This is a genomic window from Nonomuraea sp. 3-1Str, from assembly GCF_031570565.1.
GTDB lineage: Bacteria > Actinomycetota > Actinomycetes > Streptosporangiales > Streptosporangiaceae > Nonomuraea.
On sequence record NZ_JALHBK010000013.1, the window covers coordinates 143889 to 160467 of the forward strand.

Consider the following 16579-nt stretch of genomic DNA (forward strand, 5'->3'; position numbering starts at 1 on the left):
CCCTGCCGTGTTCCTGGAAATCGCTGACCGATTTTCGCATCTGGGGTTGGACGAGGCGCCGGACCTCCTCCTCCAACCCCAGACCGGAATATGGGCCGATACGGCCGGCTTACAGCTCCGGCGGAAACCAGGCTTGCAGGTTCTCGGGGTTGATCGGCATGGAGATATGTTCGTGCGTGATCGACCACTTGCCGTTCGACCGTCGGCAACAAACGGTCGATCGCACCCATACCGCGCTCTGGAGTCCGTCCTTACGGGTTCCGGAGTCGAGGTGCAGCATGTGAGCGAACGCGACGTCGGTGCTCGTCGCGATCTTGAGGTCGTGCGTCTCCAAGCCGATGGGGCCGTCGTATCCATCGAACCATCGCAAGAAGTTGCGACGGACTTCTTCGGGCCCCGCGAACTGAAGAGGGGGAACGGCATCGTAATAGACGATGTCGGATGAGTAATGTGACATGAGTCGATCAATGTCCTTCTGCTGGCAGGCATCGACTCGACTGCTCAAGAACGCTGCAACTTCGGCATCGTTCGAAGTCATCGCATCCCTCCGATCAAGAATTCGATCGCAACCAGGTCGCCTGACCGCGATCCCTGTGAGTTCAGTGCTCCGACGACGCAGCCGCCTGGAATGTGAGGTGGGGCCGCCTTCGGAAGTCGCGGCTGTGGCGGCCGGTCTGCGGGGCTGCTCGCCCTGCTGACGGCGGGGAAGCCGGAGCGGCCGTGTCGGTCTGGGTTCAGGCGGCGCGGCCGGCCTTGAGTGCGGCGGTGGTTTCAACCACGCGACGGGCCTGGTGGCGAGCCGCCTCCAAGGACACGTCGCCGGGCGGGCCGTCGCCGGCCACGTGGGAGGTGCCGTAGGGATTGCCCGACCGGAACTGGACGGGATCGGTGTAGCCGGGGGGCACGATGATGCCGCCCCAGTGGTAGAACGTGTTCCCCAGCGCCAGGATGGTGGATTCCTGTCCGCCGTGGGCGGTGTTGGAGGCGGTGAAGGCCGAGTACACCTTGTCGGCGAGCTTGCCCTGGAACCACAGGGGGCCGGTGGTGTCGATGAACGCCCTGAGCGCGCCGGCCGGGTTGCCGAAGCGGGTGGGAGTGCCGAACAGCACCGCGTCGGCCCAGTCCAGGTCGTCGTGGCCGGCCTCGGCGACGTCGGCGGTGTCCTGGCGGTGCTGGACCCAGGACGGGTTGGCGCTGATCGCCTCCGGTGGGGCCAGTTCGGCGACCTTGCGCAGTCGCACGTGCGCGCCGGCCTTTTCCGCGCCCTCGGCGGCGGCTTGCGCCAAGGCATGCACGGTGCCTGTGGCACTGTAGTAGATGATCGCGACGTTCACGGGTTCCATGATCGACTGCCTTCCATAGGTCCGTCTCGGCAGTACGACGACACAGCTCTCCGGAATGTCAGGCGCTCTGTCCGGAGATGCTTGGCCCTCCAGCGGCTTCTCCCCGATGTACGCGCGTTCGGACTCGGCGATCCCGGCGCGGCCCCGGTGCCCGCTCGGGTCGTACACGCGTGCGCCGCACGGGGGTGGGGACGACGGCTCTGAGCGCGGGCCACGCCGGCAGCGCCAAGGCCGCGGCGAGTGCCGCCACGGCCGGCATGGCGCCCGGCAGCCCGGTCGCCTGCCCCCAGTGCCCCACGTAGCGCGCGCCCCGGGCAGGGGACCCAGCCTGACCGGTCCGGCTGACCTCGGGCGGCTGCACAGCGCCAAGATCCGGTGCGATCCTCCCCGAAGGCCGTCAGGCGCCGGTGACGCCGTCCACGCCCTGCCGGATCAGGTCAGCGTGGCCGTTGTGCCGGGCGTACTCGCCGATCATGTGGTTGAACACGAGACGGAGCGAGACCGCCCCCCAGTTCGGCACCTCGAACGTGGTGTCCAGCGAGGCCCCGGCCGACGCCTGCCGGGCCAGCTCCTGCTCCTCCAGCAACCGCGCGTAGTCGGCTTCGGCGCGGGCGGGGTCGAGGTCCTCGAAGTCGGCGTCGGGTCGCTCGGGCGTGGAGTACAGCTTCGGTACGTCCTCGCCGCGGAAGCGCTGTCGGAACCAGATGCGCTCCACCTTCGCCAGGTGCCGTACGAGGCCCAGCAGCGACAGGTTGGAGCCGGGGACGGGCGCGACGGCGAGCTGCTCGCCGGTGAGTCCGGCGCACTTGTGCAGCAGGGTCGAGCGATGCCAGTCGAGCAGGCCGCGCAGCAGCTCGGCCTCGGGTGCGACGAGCGACCCTTCGGGGCGGGTCACTTCGGGAGCGGTCCAGGTCATCCGGACATGATCCCACGGGCGGCGGGAGGGGTTGTGAGGACGGAGCATCGATAATGCCGAGATGATCGACAAGCAGATGCCGGGGCCGCGCCCCCTACTGCGCCGTCCCGAGGACGGCGAGCTGATCGACGTGGCGGGAGTGGCCCACTTCTTCCGGCTGACGGGTGAGCACACGGGCGGCCGCTTCGCGTTCGAGGAGTTCACCCTGGCCGGGGGCATGGTGGGGGCCCGTCCGCACATACATCACGGGCACGACGAGTATTTCTACGTCCTGCAGGGTGATCTGAGCTTGCACCACGGCGACGGGGAGGTGACGGTCGGCCCCGGGCACCTGCTCGCCGCGGTGCGCGGAACCCCGCACGGCTTCCGCAACGCGGGGACGGAGCCGGTCCGCGCCTTGTGCCTTTACACGCCGGCCGGGTACGAGGGCTACTTCCGCGAGGTGCATGCCGCCGTGGCGGCCGGCGCGGAGGTGACCGACGAGCTCCTGGCGGAGTTCCGCGCCCGCCACCGCACGACCTCCCTCTAGCCGGTGCCGACCGGCCGAGCCCGCGCAGGACGTTGAGGGTCCCGCGCGGGTCGCGGCGGATGCGCGTGGCACGGCTCAGGCCCGGGGGTGGGTCAGGCGGGCAGGTCGGCCACGCGGGCGGCGATCCGGCCGAACAAGTCACCGATCGCGGTCAGGGCGGCGGCGTGCAGCATGTCCGCCGGAATCGGCGTGCCGTCCGGGCCCGCCAGGGGCCGGGTCGCGCACGCCTCGGCCACGACGGTGGGCCGGTAGCCGAGGTTGAAGGCGCCCTGGGCGGTGAACTGGACGCACATGTGGGTCATGAAGCCGGCCAGCACCAGGTCCGGGCCCGCGTCCAGCCGGCGCAACGTCTCCAGCAGGTCGGTCTCGTGGAAGGAGTTCGGGAAGCGCTTCACCACGACCGGCTCGCCGTCCCGCGGCGCGACCTCCGCGGCGATCTGCCCGATCTCGGCGCGGATGTCGTACGGGCTGCCTTCGCCACCGTCGTTGACGACGTGCACCACAGGGATCCCCGCAGCGCGGGCCCGGCTCAGCAGGTGGGCGGCGGCGTCCAGAGCACGGGCGGCGTCCGGGAGCGCCATCACTCCGGTGCGGTAGGTGTTCTGGAAGTCGATCATGATCAGGGTGCCGGTGGACAGCGCCGGCAACGCGCCGTCCAGGCCGATCACGTCGCGCAGGGTCGTCGAAACGGGTGTCGTCGAAACAGTGGTCATTTCATCCTCCTGGGATCTTCGGGGCATCCGGCCGGGGCTTCCTGGAGCCCGACCCGGGGGTTTCTCGGCGGGCGCGGGCAAAGCCGGCAGGGTGAGTCACCGGCCGCGCGGGGCAGGCCGGAGAACGGGGAGACAGGTCAGGTCAGGCGGCGGTCCGGAACCGTCGCCGGTAGGCCGCCGGGGTGGTGCCGAGCCGCCGGCGGAACGCCCGGTGGAGCGTCTCCACCGAGCCCAGGCCACACGCGGCGGCCACCTGGTCGAGCGGCTCGTCGGTGCCCTCCAGCAACCGCCGCGCGGCCTCCACCCGTGCCGCCTCCACGTAGGCGGCCGGGGTGACGCCGCTCTCCTTGCGGAAGACGCGGGCGAAGTGCCGCTCGCTGAGGCACATCCGTTCGGCGAGCGCCGCCGCCGACAGGTCGGCGAGGAGGTTCGTGGCGATCCAGGCCCGCAGCTCGTCGATGTCACGGCGCTCCGTCGGGGCCTGCCACAGCGGGACGCTGAACTGGCTCTGCCCGCCCGGCCGCTTGAGGTACATCACCAGTTGCCGGGCGACCGCCAGGGCGAGCCGTTCGCCGTGGTCCTCGGCGACCAGAGCGAGCGCGAGGTCCATGCACGCGGTGATGCCCGCGCCCGTCCACACGTTCCCCGAGCGGATGTAGATCGGGTCGGGGTCCACGGTGACGTCGCGGTGCTCGGCGGCCAGCAGGCCGGCGGTGGCCCAGTGCGTGGTCGCCGTCCGGCCCGACAGCAGCCCCGCGGCGGCCAGCAGGTGCGCGCCGACGCACACCGAGGCCACCCGGCGGGCATGCCGGGATGTCTCGGCGATCCAGTCGACCAGGGCCGGATCGATCACTGGCATGCCGCGGGCGTCGACCGCACCGGGCACCACGAGGGTGTCCACTCGCTCACCGACCTGGTCGAACGGCAGGTCGGTGGCGAGCCGGACCCCAGCACTGGTGCGAACCAGGCCGCCGCCGGCTCCCGCCAGGAGCACCTGGTAGGGCGTCTGTCCGGACATCTCCCGGTTCGCGACCGCGAACACCTCCGCAGGCCCGGTGACATCAAGGAGATCGACGTCGGGGAACACGGCGACAACAACACGGTGCGGAGCGGACATGCACTCATTGTCCCCGGTGTCGCCTTATGTCCGCCATGACGGTCTTCTGGCAGATCCGGACACCGCCGGTGGCCGCCGGCGCGAGTGCCGCCTCCGGCAGCCCTGCCGGAGGCGGCGAGGTCGCATCACGCGACGGCGGTTCCCTCAAGCTCGACCATCAGGGTGGGGATCGCCAGGCGGGTCACCCCGAGCATCGTGGTGGACGGTGCCACCCCGGCGGCGCCCAACCGCGAAGCCAGCACGCCGTAGTGCTCGAAGAGCCGATCGACGTCGGTGGTGTAGACGTTGAGCCGGACGAGATGCGCGAGGGACATGCCGGCCTCGCCGAGCACGGCCTCCAGGTTGTCGAGGCTCAGCGCCAACTGCGCCGCCATGTCGTCGTCATGCTGGGGCTTGCCGTCGCCGCTCATCGCGGTCTGCCCGGAGACATACAAGGTCCGGGTGTGCCCGGAGACGAGCTCACCCTGGTTGTACCCCAGCTCCGTCGACCACGCCCACGGGTTGACCGCCGTTCGTTCCATCGCCATATCGGCTCCATTCGATTCGTCGGGGAGTACGTACGTCGATCGGCTCGGTGGCCGCCATCTTCGACGTCGCGTCGCTGAGCCTCCCAACAAATCACGACATCCTGTGTCGTGTATTTCGGTAGGGTTTTCGTGTGCGCGCCGACCGGTTGGTCTCGCTGGTGCTGCTGCTGCGGCGGCACGGTCAGCTGTCCGCGGCCGCGCTGGCCCGCGAGCTGGAGGTGTCCACCCGCACCGTGCTGCGTGACATCGAGGCGCTGTCCGCGGCCGGCGTCCCGGTCTACGCCGAGCGCGGCCGGCACGGCGGTTTCGCGCTGTTGCCCGGTTTCCGGACCGAGCTCACCGGACTGAACCCCGACGAGGCCCTTGCCCTGCTGGTCGCCGGATCGCGGCGCGGCGCGCAGGCCTTCGGCCTCGGCTCGGCGCTCGCTTCGGCGATGCTCAAGGTGGTCGACGCGCTGCCCGACAGCTATCGGGCCACCGCGGCCGGGGCGGCGGAGCGATTGCTCATCGACCCGGAGACCGACCTGCTCTCGCGCCGGCTGGTCGATGAGGAGGTCCCTGACGCCATAGCGGCCGAGATCCTGCGCGCGGTGTTCGCCGGACACAAACTGCAGATCCACTACGCGGCTGTGGACCAGCCCCCGAAGTGGCGCACGGTGGACCCGATCGGCCTGGTCACCATCCGTGACCGGGGCTACCTGCTCGCCACGAGGTCCGGCGCGGACCGCACCTACCGGCTGTCCCGGGTCCTGGCCGCCAAGGAACTCCCCGAACCCGCACAGCGACCGGACCGGGTCGATCTGGACCGGGCCTGGCAGGAACGCAGCAAGCGGTTCCGGACCGGCGGCGACCAGGTCACCGTGCTGGTACGGCTGCACCCCGCGCGGCGGGAGGACCTGGTGGGCACGGCGCTGGCCGTCCTCGCCGAGGAACCCGAGTCAGACGGCTGGCTACGGCTGGAGGTGACCTTCCAGGACCCCAGACACGCCGAATGGGCGCTGTGGCAGCTCAGCACCAGCGCGGAGGCTCTCGCCCCGCAGTGGTTGCGCACCTCCCTGCGCAACCGCGCCGCCGCGATCGCCACCCGGTACGGAGCGTCATCCTGAGCTGTGAGCGCGCCGCGGTCAGCGGGGCAGCGCCGGCCTGGGCAGCACGGGGGCGCCGACTTCCATGGTGAGCCGGAGCAGGCTGGGCGTGTGCCGAGTCCCCAGCATGCCGAGGTTCGTCACGAGAAGTCCGTCTTCGACGACGGCGATGGCCGTGGGGCCGTCGAGTCCGTCGTCGGCCGTCGCCAGGACAGTCGTGGTTCCGTCGGGGGCGATGCGCCGCACGGTGTTCTCCGGGTGCACGGCGAGATAGAGATTGCCGGCGGCGTCGAAGGCGAGATCGTCCGCCGGGATGTTCGCATGCACCTCGGTGACCTTGCCCGGCCGGCCGTCCTGGATGTCGACGCGGTGCACGGTGGCCTGCGCCGTGTTCGTCACGTAGAGGTCGTCGTCCCAGACCTTCAGGCCATTCACTCCCGTCGATGAGACGGGGTCGTGCGGCGACGTCGGTTTCATCCGGTCGTCGTCCAGCCAGGGCCGCAGTGTGTCGTCGCCGGGCGGCAGGAAGAGGATCTCCCCGTTGACGGAATCCGCCGCGAACAGGGTGCCCGCCTCGTCGAAGGTGATGCCGTTGAGCCCGGTGCGGATGGCGGCGGCGGCGAACCGGGCCCAGTGGCCGGCGGCGTCGCGCCTCCAGATCCCCGCCACGTTCGCGTCCTCGCTGCGCACGGCGACGTAGAGGCGATCGTCGGCGTCCGAGGCGATGCCCACCGCCATCGCGTCCGCGCCCGGCCCGGCGACGTGCTCCACACCGGTCGTCGAACGCCAGACCGTCCCGCCCGTCAGCAGCGTCGTGCAGATGGTGCCGTCCGTCAGGACGACGATGTTCTCCGGTGTCTCACCGGCGCCGAAGTCGAAGGACGCCACGGTGGTGATGCGCTCGACGATGCTCGACGATGTCATGTCTCTCCTTCAGGGGCGGGTTCACTGCCGGCGCGGCGACGGCCATCGAGAAGAACACGGCCCAGTCGGTTCATCATCCATACCCAGGTGGGTGATCAACGGCAGGCGCGACTAACGGCCCGGCCCCGGGCACTCTGCGCGTGTTGACCAGGACCGGTGAAGCGCGCGTGCGTACCGAGGTCGCCCAGCCGGTCGAGCGCGGCCAGCCAGCTCGCCCCGCCCGCCCCGTCCCGCGCGGTGACCACCTCGCGCTCGCCCAGCAGCGCCATGACCGCCGTGCGTACCGGGCCGTCTGCGGTCAGCACGCCGCCCGCCAGCACGATCGGCCCTTCGCCGGGCACGCGGCCCGCCGTCGCCGCCAGCCGCCGCGCGGCCTCGCCGACGATCCGCGCCGCGCCCCCGTCCCCGGCCCCCGCCGCCTCGGCCACGAGCGGGGACGCGGCCGCCACCAGCATCCGGTCGGCCTGCGCCAGCCGTACGATGCGGTCGGCGCGGCGCCGCGGCTCGCCGGTCACGCCGAAGTGCGCGCTGACCAGCTCCGCCAGCGGTCCGGACGGCAGGCCGCGATCGAGCGCGTGGACGGCCGCGCGCACCCCGGCCCGGCCGATCCAGAACCCTCCGCCCTCGTCGCCGAGCAGCCACCCGAGCCCGTCGGCGACGGCCGTCACCGCGCGGCCGGAGAAGCGGGCGGCCGCCGCCCCCGTCCCGGCGAGCAGCAGCGTGCCGGAGGGCGCCGGGGTGCCGGCCGCGTAGGCGACGTCCACGTCACCCACCAGCCTGGGCGGTGACGCGATGCCGCATCCGGCCCAGATGTGTCGCAGCACCTCGGCGAAGCCGTCGTCCGCGCCCGCCACCCCCGCCACCGAGGCGGCCACCAGCGACGGGTCCAGGCCGTCGAGCGCGCGGCGCAGGGCCTGCTCGATCGCCGCGCCGGCCGCCGAGGCGCCGTGCGCGGCCGGGTTGCCGGGGCCCGCGGTGCCGTATCCGAGCCTGGTGCCGTCCGCCGCGTGCAGGGCGGCGCGGGTGGTGGTGCCGCCGGCGTCGACGCCGGCGAAGAGGATCACCGGACCAGCCGCGCCGCGCCGGGCGCGAGGGTGAAGGCCGTGCCGCAGGGCGCGTAGGTACCGGTCGCCGGGTCGAAGGCCTCGGTGATCCCGTCGATCGTGACCTCGACCGGCTGGTCGAAGCGGGCGTTGCAGACGAACCTCAGGCGCTCGCCGTAGCGGCCCACCAGGGCGTCGCCTGTGTGCTCGACCGACGTCCACTCGGGCAGCTCCGCGTCCACCGGGCGCAGCCAGCGGGTGTTGAGGTCGCGCACGATGCCGTAGCGCTCGGTCGGCGCGCCGTCCCCGTCGATCAGCGCGGGCTGGAAGCCCTCGCCGCGCGCCGGGTCGGGCGTCCAGTAGGTGAAGTACTGGATTCCGGTGTAGCCGTGGGCCAGCGCGGTGTTGACCTGCCAGGCCAGCTCGGCGGCCGACGGCTCGCGGTGCCCGTCGTAGGCCAGCGTCTGCACGTACATCCAGGCGGGCAGGCCGGCTCGGCGCGCGTGCTCGCGCACCGTGGCCAGGTCGGCGAGGTAGTCCTCGTCGAAGCCGTCGGCCAGGAACGGGTAGCGGTCGAAGGAGAGCACGTCGGGCCGGACGAGCCTGGTGAACTCGCCCACGTACGCGTCGTAGGGGCCGGTGGCGTGGCTCGGCAGGAGATTGGCGTAGGCGAGGGCGCCGGCGGCGCGCACGGCGGCCACCCCGGCAGCCACCCGGGGGAACTGCTCGGCGTGCGGCTCGTCCATGAGGCTGAGTCCGCGGAAGGAGCGGAACGGGCGGTAGTCCTCGACCACCTGGCCGATCAGCGGCGCGGGGTCCGTGTCCAGGTCGCGCATGAGCACGTCCACGCGCGGGTCCGAGGCGACGAGCACGCCGAGCCCCGCCTCCTCGGCGCGGGCCAGCGCGTGGCGCAGGATGACGCGGTCGTTGAGGTAGTTGCCGGTGATGACCAGGTCGATGCCGGCGTCGGCGATCTCCCGGTAGCGGGCGGCCGTCGTCTCGTGGGGCGGCGGCGGCCAGAAGGCGGCGATCGTCAGGTTCACAGCGCCCCGGTCCTGATCCGCCCGGCGTAGCGGGCCACGAGGGCGTCGTTGTGCGCGTCGGATCCGGGGATGTTGGCCGACCGGTAGACCGGCGGGATCGTTCCGTCGGCCAGGAGCAGGCCGATGGCCTCGGCGACCATCAGCTGCACGATCAGCGCGGAGGTGATCGAGGAGATGCCGCAGATGGGGCCGTGCTCGGTGGGCAGGACGGCGTCGCCGTACGGGGCGAGGTTGTCGATCACGAGATCGGCCAGCTCGAACAGCCGATGCCCCGACGGATGGCGCGAGGTGATGGCGCTGGAGTGGGCCAGGGAGGTGATCGCGATCAGCGGCAGGCCGCGCTCCTTGACCAGCCAGGCCATCTCCACGGTGGACCCGTTGCCGCCCGAGTTGGAGGCGATGACGAAGGCGTCGGACTCCTCGATCGTGTGCAGGGCCAGCACCTGGTGCGCGGTGCGCGGGTCGCGCTCGGCCAGCGGGTCGAACGCGCCGGGGTCGGCCGAGCCCAGCACCACCGGGTCGCGCAGGGTGAGCCGGTTGGTCGGGATGAGACCGCCCGCCCGGCCCGCCACCTCCAGCGCCACCGCCTCGGAGTGGCCCGTTCCGTAGGCGTGCAGGACGCCGCCGGCGCGCACGGTCGCGGCGATCAGCGCCCCGGCCTGCCTGATGGTGGGCGACTGGCCGGCCACCAGCCGGTCCAGGCGGGAGCGGGCCTCGTCGGCGAAGGCCATCACAAGATCCATCAACTGTTTTCCTCAACGGTTCATGCCGGCGGTCAGCCCGGCGACGATCTGGCGCGCGGCCAGGACGAAGAGCACGACCAGGGGGATGGTCGTCATCACCAGACCGGCGAAGATCGTCCCCCAGTCGTTCTGGAACTGGCCGAAGAAGTGGGTGAGGCCGACCGGCAGGGTCAGCTTGCTCTCGTCCCGCATCAGGACCAGGGGGTAGAAGAAGTCATTCCAGATCGGTACGAACTGGAAGACCACCACCGTCGCGAGCGCGGGCCGGACCAGCGGCAGCATCACGTGCCAGAAGGTCGCCCATGGCCCGGCGCCGTCCAGGGCGGCGGCCTCGTCCAGCTCGTACGGCAGCTGACGGAAGAAGGCGGTCAGCACGAAGACGTTGAACGGCACCGACCCGGCCGCGTAGACCAGCACCAGCCCGGCCAGCGAGTCGACCAGCCCCATGCTCTCCAGCAGGTAGAACAGCGGCAGCACGCCCAGGTGGGCGGGCAACGTCATGCCGGAGACGAAGTAGGCGGCGAACACGCTCCGGCCCCGGAACTCCCTGCGGCCCAGCGGGTACGCGGCCAGCAGCGAGACCACGGCGCCCAGCAGCACCGCGCAGACCACGACGACCGTCGAGTTGACCACGTACGTGGAGAAGGACGCCTCCGTCCACGCCTTGGCGTAGTTGCCGAACCCGGTGGGCCAGCCGAGCGGCTGATCGAAGATCTCGCTGGTGGGCCGGAAGGAGCTGAGCACCATGACGACCAGCGGCGCCATGGAGAAGGCGGCGTAGCCCCAGAGCAGGATCCTGATGCCCAGCGCTCTCACGCTCTCCTCCTCAGGACCCGCTCGAGCAGCAGCGTCGAGCCGAAGATGAAGGTGAACATGAAGACCGCCAGCGCCGAGGAGGTGCCCAGCGCGTTGACGTCGCCCGAGGCGAAGGCGGTCCGGTAGAACAGCAGGCCGAGCACGTCGGTGGCGCCCGCCGGTGCGCCGTTGGAGCCGCCGAGGGCGTAGACCAGGGCGAAGGTGCCCATGCTGCCGATGAAGCTGAGGATCGTGACGGTGGCCATGGCCGGCTTGAGCAGCGGCAGCGTGATGCGCCAGAACACCTGCCAGGAGCCGGCGCCGTCGGTCCTGGCGGCCTCGCCGTACTCCTGGGGGATGCCGGCGAGGGCGGCGCTGAACAGCAGCATCGGAAAGCCCACCCACTGCCAGGTGGTGATCGCGATGACGGTCGGCAGCGCGGTGCCGGGGTCGCCCAGCCACGGCATCGCCAGGCCGAGCGGCTTGAGCAGCGCGTTGACCGGGCCGAAGGCGGGGCTGAGCAGCAGGGTCCACAGGTAGCCGATGACCAGCGGATTGACCAGGTACGGCAGGGCGAACATGGTCTGCAGCGCCCGCTTGCCGCGCCGTGCTCGGGACAGGGCGAGCGCGAAGGCCAGGCCCAGCGTGTTCTGCACGAGCATGGTGCCCGCGAAGAGCAGGGCGTTGTGTCCCAGCGCCGGCAGCAGCTGGTCGAGGAAGGCGCCCGACAGCAGGCCGGCGTAGTTGTCCACCCCGGCGAAGCCGCCGCGCAGCGTGCCCTTCCAGGAGAAGAAGCTGTAGGTCAGGCCGGTGAACAGCGGGTAGACCACGAAGACCGAGTAGAGAAGGAAGGCGGGGATCAGGAACAGGTACGAGGCTCCCCGCCGCGCGCCTAGAGCCATGTGGACACGCTCTTGTCGAGCTGCTCCGCCGCCTCCTTGGCGGTGATGCGGCCCAGCAGCATCTCCTGCAGCGCCTTGGAGAACACGGCGGCGGAGGAGGGGTTGCCGTAGGCGAACTCGTTCATGAAGTAGGTCGCGCCGTGCCGGCCGAAGGTGGCGGCCACCTCGCCGAGCAGGGGGTCCTTGGGCGTGACGCCGGGCACGGCGGAGAACGTGCGCTGGGTGTCGGTGTAGAGCCGGCCGTAGTCCTTGGAGGCCAGCCAGGCGGCGAACTTCAGCGCCTCGGCCTTGTGCTTGGTCTTGACGTTGATGCCGTAGGAGCCGTCGGTGAAGCCGGGCATGAGGCCCTGGCCCTCCGGCGCGGGCGGCGTGAAGACGCCCAGCTCGACGTCCTTGGCGTTCTCACTGAAGAAGTTCAGCTCCCACAGGCCGCCGGGGAACATGGCGGCCTTGCCGGAGGAGAACAGGATCTGCGCGTCGGTGTAGGAGACGCCGGCGGCGTTGTCGGGGAAGTACGGCTTGAGCTTGTTGAGCTGGTCGATGCCCTCGACGAAGCGGGGGTCGGCGAACTTCTTCTGCTTGGCCTTGACGGCGGCGATGAACTCGTCGCCGCCCCAGTGGGCGGTGCCGAAGATGCTCGCCACGATCGGCAGCATCCAGTCGTCCTTGCCGCCGAAGGCGAACGGGATGACGCCCTTGGCCTTGAGCTTGCCGGCGGTGGAGATCATCTCGTCGTACGTCTTCGGCGGGGTGAGGCCGTTGTCCGCGAAGATCTTCTTGTTGTAGATCACCTGCAGGGTCTGCACGGCGAACGGCACGCCGTACACCTTGCCGTCCTTGTCGCCCTTGGCGGCGCGCAGGACACCTTCGTCGAAGCTCGCCAGGCCGGGCACGTCCTTGGTGTCGAGGGGGAGCAGCCGGCCCGCCTCGACGAGCGGCTGCAGCTGGGGTCCGGCGCGCAGCCAGGCGAGGTCGGGCCCGCTGTCGCCGGCCAGGCCGGTGGACAGGATCGTGTCGTACTCGGTGGAGGTGGTGAAGGAACGGGCGTCGACGTCGACGCCGGGATGGAGCTTCTCGTACTCGGCGAACATCTTGTCGAAGTTCGCCTCGGGGCCCCACCCCCAGACCGAGAGGGTGGTCTTGCCGTCGTCGGCACGGGTGGTGGTCGAAGGGGCACAGGCGGTGACCGCCATCGCCAAGGCGACAGCGGCGGCGGCGAGGCGCATGAGGGGCTCCTAGCGGGGGGGCAGGCGGTGCTTGGCGACCGCGTCGGTGGCTGTGGTCAGCAGCTCGTTGCTGGTGGCATGGGTGCGCTGGACGACGCCGATGTAGAGGCAGTCCAGGACCAGCATCTGGGTGTGGCGGGCGGCCACGCCGCCCGCGCGGAAGGGGGTGTCCTGCGCGGCGGTGGTGAGGACGATGTCGGCGGCCTCGGCCAGCGGGCTGCGCGGGAAGTTGGTGACCGCGATCGTGGTGGCGCCGCGTTCCCTGGCGATGGTCAGCGGCTCGACCACCTCGGCCGTGGTGCCCGAGTGGGAGATGCCGATCGCCACGTCCTGCCGGCTGCGCGCGTTGGCGCTGCAGACGGCGCTGTGCACGTCGGTCCACAGCACGCACGGCCGGCCGATGGCGTGCAGCCGCAGGTGCAGGTCCATGGCGACGCCGGCGCTGCCGGCGACCGCGAAGAAGTCGATGAACCTGGCGCGCACCACGGCGGAGACCGCCCGGTCCACCGCTTCGAGGTCGAGCTGGGCCGCCGTCTCCTCCATCGCGCGCATATCGCTGGCCAGCAGACTGCGCAGCACCAGGCTCGCGGGGTCGTCCGGCGAGAAGGCGATCAGGCCCTGCTCGCGCGGGGCGGCGTCGTTGCGGCCGAGCTCGGCCGCCAGCGCCAGCCTGAGCTCGGGGTAGCCGGCCAGGCCCAGCTCGCGGCAGAAGCGGGTGATGGTGGTGAGCGAGGTGCCGCACCGCTCCGCCAGCTCACCGATGGTCGAGGCGGCCACGACGGCGGGCTCGGCGAGGATCGTCTCGGCGATGCGCCGGTGGGCCGCGGTGAGGGTGGGCTCGACCCCCCGGATTCTGGCCAGGATCGGTGACATGGGAGGACCTTCCCGCTTCCCGGCAGGTATGTCAATAGTTCACATTCGACATACGATGTTAGAAATTTTCCCCCTTGCGTGATTCATTGGGAGCATGTCACTTTCGAGGCCATGCGCAACCTTCTCCTGGCGCTGGTGCTCGGAAGCACCAGCCTGCTGCCCGCCCGCGCCGACACGGTCGACATCCAGTTACTGACCTTCAACGACTTCCACTCGTCCCTGCCGTCGAGCCTCGCCATGACCCCGGAAGGCCCCGTCGAGGCGGGCGGAGCCGAGTACCTCGCGGCCCATATGGACCGGCTGCAGAAGGACAACCCCCGCGGCACCCTGCGCCTGGCCGCAGGGGACAACATCATCAACAGCCCGGCCTCGGCGGTCATGAACGACGAGCCGGCCATCGAGGCGCTGTCGCTGATGCGCCTGGACGCCTCGAGTGTCGGCAACCACGAGTTCGACCGCGGGCTGACCGAGCTGCGCAGGCTGGAGAACGGCGGCTGTCACCCGGTCGAAGGCTGCAGCGTGCCGGGCTTCAAGGGCGCCTCCTTCCCGTTCCTGGGCGCCAACATCGTCGACACCACCACGGGCAAGCCCGCCTTCGACCCCTACCTCGTCAAGGAGGTGCGCGGCGTCAAGGTCGGCATCATCGGGCTGACCCACAAGAACTCGCTGTTCGAGGCGCCCTCGCCCACGGCGCCCCTGCAGGGCCGTGACGAGGCCGAGACCGTCAACGCCTACGTCGCCGAGCTCAAGGCCAAGGGCGTGCGGACCATCGTCGTCCTGCTCCACCAGGGCGGCGGCCAGACCGGCGGCGGCCTGCCCAACCAGTGCAACAACCTGGCCGGGCCGGTCAAGGACATCGTCGCCAAGTTCGACCCCGAGGTGGACGCCGTCTTCTCCGCCCACACCCACAACGCCTACAACTGCGTGATCAACGGCATCCCCGTCACCCAGACGTCGGGGTTCAGCCGCGAGCTCACCCGGCTCAACCTCACCGTCGACCGCGCCACCGGCAACCCTGTCGCGGCGAAGGCGGAGAACATCACGGTCACCCACGACATCAAGCCCAACGGGCCGATCTCCGTGCTGCGCCGCAGGAGCGAGGAGGAGGCTCATCGCCGGCTGGACAAGCCGGTCGGCATGATCACCGGTGACCTCACGGCGGCCAGGAACGCCGCGGGGGAGTCGACGATGGGCCACGCCCTGGCCGACGCCCGGCTCTTCGCCACCTCGGCGCCGGAGAACGGCGGGGCGCAGATCGCGATCCAGCCTCCCTACGGCGGAGGCATCGGCGGCGACCTGTACGTCTCGGCCACCGGCAACGACCTGCCCAACCTGGTCACCCACGGCGAGGCCATGCGCGTGCAGCAGTTCAGGAACGCCCTGGTCACCATGACCCTGACCGGCACGCAACTGGAGCGGCTGCTGGAACAGCAGTGGTGCGGGCAGGTCACGGCGCGCGTGCTCGGCATCTCCAAGGGCCTGACCTACACCTACGACAACGCCAAGCCGGCCTGCGACAGGATCGACCCGGCCACCGTCAAGCTCAACGGGACCGTCGTCGACCCGGCCGCGCAGTACCGCCTGACCGCCAACTCCTTCATCGCCAACGGCGGCGACGGCTTCTCCGTGCTGACCGAGGGCACCGACCGGGTGGAGAAGGTACGCGACATCGACGCCTTCGAGTCCTACCTCCGGGCCAAGAGCCCGCTGCCGGCCCCGGCCCTGGGCCGCGTCACCCGCGTGAACTAGCCCTTCGCGGCGCTTCGAGGTCGTCGCTCGTGCCCGGCTTGCCGGTCAGTCACCCGTCAGGCGCGCGAGTTCCGCGTGGTCGGTGTCCGGGAGCCAGTCGCGCTCTGGTGCGTAGTCCAGCCAGCGCCGGGTACGGCCCGCTTCGGCGAAGCCGCGCAGCAGGGTGTCGAGGCTCGGGTGGCGGCGCGACTCCTGCCACGCCAGCGACCACGCGTACAGCGGGGTCGGCGCGGTGAGCGGGATCGAGCGCAGATCCGCGTAGCCGGGCAGGGGCGCGTCGCTGGGAAAAAGCGTGAAACACGTCGGATCAGTGCGAATGTGCTGGACGAGGTGGTCCGGGCCCAGGTTGGGGCCGTCCTGGCGACGCGTGATCCCGAACTCGTCCGCGAAGCGCCGCAGGAAGTCGAGGCGGGTCAGCTCCGCCGGGCACCACAGGGTGCTCTCGCGCAGGTCGGCGGGGCGCAGTTCATCCGCGCCGGCCCACGGGTGGGAAGCGCTGACGACCGCGTCGACGGGCTCCAGGCGGACGAGCCGCTGGGCGATGCCCGCGTCCCGGCCGCCGGGCAGCGGGTGCACCCGGCCGAAACCCACGTCGGCGTCACCACGCAGCAGCGCTTCGGCGGCCGACGGCCAGTCGCGTGCCGGGCCGGTCTCCAGGCGTGTCGCGTCGAGCCTCTCCACCGCCTGCGCGACGGTACGCATCGGCGCGTAGAGATGGCCCCACACGTCGAGACGTACGACCTGCCCGGCGCCCAGCGCCGCCGCGACCGCGCGGTCACCCGCCGCGAGAGCCTCGCGCGCGGCCGGCTCGAACCGCTCACCGGCCTCGGTCAACCGCGTGCCGCCCTCCCGTTCGAACAGGCGGACACCGAGCAGCGTCTCCAGGCGCGCGATGCGTTTCGACAGCGCCTGCTGGCTGGTGCCCAGCTGGTCGGCGGCGCGCCCGAAGTGCAGCGTCTCGGCCGTCGCGACGAACGCGCGGACCAGGGCGAGGTCGAGATCCATGCCGCTGACCATATGCGACAACCCGGCGTTGTCGGCGTGGGAGCTC

At 71.2% G+C, this 16579-nt stretch carries 18 protein-coding genes; 3 read left to right on the forward strand and 15 right to left on the reverse strand.

Annotation, left to right across the window (positions count from 1 at the left end):
• Window positions 1-109 precede the first annotated feature (109 nt).
• The 3 genes from MTP10_RS21915 to MTP10_RS21925 form a co-directional block, all read right to left on the reverse strand.
• A complete protein-coding gene (locus tag MTP10_RS21915) occupies window positions 110-538 on the reverse strand; it encodes a nuclear transport factor 2 family protein (protein ID WP_310711397.1) in 429 nt (142 codons plus the stop codon).
• A 196-nt stretch (window positions 539-734) separates the two neighbouring features.
• Window positions 735-1343, reverse strand: coding sequence for an NAD(P)H:quinone oxidoreductase (gene wrbA / locus MTP10_RS21920; RefSeq protein ID WP_310711398.1), 609 nt, complete (start codon window positions 1341-1343; stop codon window positions 735-737).
• Between the two features lie 397 nt (window positions 1344-1740).
• Window positions 1741-2259 (reverse strand): DinB family protein, encoded by a 519-nt coding sequence (locus MTP10_RS21925; protein WP_310711399.1) that lies wholly within the window; start codon window positions 2257-2259, stop codon window positions 1741-1743.
• Window positions 2260-2320: 61 nt separating this feature from the next.
• On the opposite strand from MTP10_RS21925, the gene MTP10_RS21930 reads away from it, so the two are divergent.
• Complete coding sequence (locus tag MTP10_RS21930; protein ID WP_310711401.1) at window positions 2321-2788, forward strand: cupin domain-containing protein; 468 nt, start codon at window positions 2321-2323, stop codon at window positions 2786-2788.
• 92 nt (window positions 2789-2880) lie between these two features.
• Here MTP10_RS21930 and MTP10_RS21935 read toward each other — a convergent pair whose 3' ends face one another.
• The 3 genes from MTP10_RS21935 to MTP10_RS21945 form a co-directional block, all read right to left on the reverse strand.
• The gene (locus MTP10_RS21935) at window positions 2881-3501 is read right to left on the reverse strand and encodes a cysteine hydrolase family protein (RefSeq protein WP_310711402.1); all 621 of its coding nucleotides are present in this window, start codon (window positions 3499-3501) and stop codon (window positions 2881-2883) included.
• 142 nt (window positions 3502-3643) lie between these two features.
• Window positions 3644-4618: a helix-turn-helix domain-containing protein gene (locus MTP10_RS21940; protein ID WP_310711403.1), complete on the reverse strand. Its 975-nt coding sequence runs from the start codon at window positions 4616-4618 to the stop codon at window positions 3644-3646.
• A 125-nt stretch (window positions 4619-4743) separates the two neighbouring features.
• Window positions 4744-5139, reverse strand: coding sequence for a RidA family protein (locus MTP10_RS21945; RefSeq protein WP_310711515.1), 396 nt, complete (start codon window positions 5137-5139; stop codon window positions 4744-4746).
• Window positions 5140-5276: 137 nt separating this feature from the next.
• Between MTP10_RS21945 and MTP10_RS21950 the strand changes: the two genes are divergently transcribed.
• Window positions 5277-6251, forward strand: coding sequence for a WYL domain-containing protein (locus tag MTP10_RS21950; protein WP_310711405.1), 975 nt, complete (start codon window positions 5277-5279; stop codon window positions 6249-6251).
• Between the two features lie 18 nt (window positions 6252-6269).
• Here the strand turns inward: MTP10_RS21950 and MTP10_RS21955 are convergent, their stop codons facing one another.
• The 8 genes from MTP10_RS21955 to MTP10_RS21990 form a co-directional block, all read right to left on the reverse strand.
• Window positions 6270-7154, reverse strand: a complete 885-nt coding sequence (locus MTP10_RS21955; RefSeq protein WP_310711406.1) for a hypothetical protein — start codon at window positions 7152-7154, stop codon at window positions 6270-6272.
• A 95-nt stretch (window positions 7155-7249) separates the two neighbouring features.
• Window positions 7250-8218 carry a BadF/BadG/BcrA/BcrD ATPase family protein gene (locus tag MTP10_RS21960; protein WP_310711407.1) on the reverse strand — a complete coding sequence of 323 codons (969 nt, stop codon included), beginning with the start codon at window positions 8216-8218 and terminating at the stop codon, window positions 7250-7252.
• Entirely contained in the window at window positions 8215-9240 is a 1026-nt protein-coding gene (locus MTP10_RS21965) for a hypothetical protein (protein ID WP_310711409.1), read from the reverse strand. The genes MTP10_RS21960 and MTP10_RS21965 overlap by 4 nt, the downstream gene beginning before the upstream one ends.
• On the reverse strand, window positions 9237-9983 hold the full coding sequence (locus MTP10_RS21970; protein ID WP_310711410.1) for an SIS domain-containing protein: 747 nt from the start codon (window positions 9981-9983) through the stop codon (window positions 9237-9239). Before MTP10_RS21970 ends, MTP10_RS21965 begins: the two co-directional genes overlap by 4 nt.
• A gap of 12 nt (window positions 9984-9995) precedes the next feature.
• A complete protein-coding gene (locus tag MTP10_RS21975; protein ID WP_310711411.1) occupies window positions 9996-10799 on the reverse strand; it encodes a carbohydrate ABC transporter permease in 804 nt (267 codons plus the stop codon).
• On the reverse strand, window positions 10796-11680 hold the full coding sequence (locus MTP10_RS21980) for a sugar ABC transporter permease (RefSeq protein WP_310711412.1): 885 nt from the start codon (window positions 11678-11680) through the stop codon (window positions 10796-10798). The genes MTP10_RS21975 and MTP10_RS21980 overlap by 4 nt, the downstream gene beginning before the upstream one ends.
• On the reverse strand, window positions 11671-12906 hold the full coding sequence (locus tag MTP10_RS21985) for an extracellular solute-binding protein (RefSeq protein WP_310711413.1): 1236 nt from the start codon (window positions 12904-12906) through the stop codon (window positions 11671-11673). The genes MTP10_RS21980 and MTP10_RS21985 overlap by 10 nt, the downstream gene beginning before the upstream one ends.
• Before the next feature lie 9 nt (window positions 12907-12915).
• The gene (locus MTP10_RS21990) at window positions 12916-13779 is read right to left on the reverse strand and encodes a MurR/RpiR family transcriptional regulator (protein ID WP_310711415.1); all 864 of its coding nucleotides are present in this window, start codon (window positions 13777-13779) and stop codon (window positions 12916-12918) included.
• Between the two features lie 111 nt (window positions 13780-13890).
• Between MTP10_RS21990 and MTP10_RS21995 the strand changes: the two genes are divergently transcribed.
• Window positions 13891-15528: a bifunctional metallophosphatase/5'-nucleotidase gene (locus MTP10_RS21995; RefSeq protein ID WP_310711416.1), complete on the forward strand. Its 1638-nt coding sequence runs from the start codon at window positions 13891-13893 to the stop codon at window positions 15526-15528.
• A gap of 45 nt (window positions 15529-15573) precedes the next feature.
• On the opposite strand, the gene MTP10_RS22000 is transcribed toward MTP10_RS21995, so the two are convergent.
• Window positions 15574-16533 carry a LysR family transcriptional regulator gene (locus tag MTP10_RS22000; RefSeq protein ID WP_310711417.1) on the reverse strand — a complete coding sequence of 320 codons (960 nt, stop codon included), beginning with the start codon at window positions 16531-16533 and terminating at the stop codon, window positions 15574-15576.
• Window positions 16534-16579 lie beyond the last annotated feature (46 nt).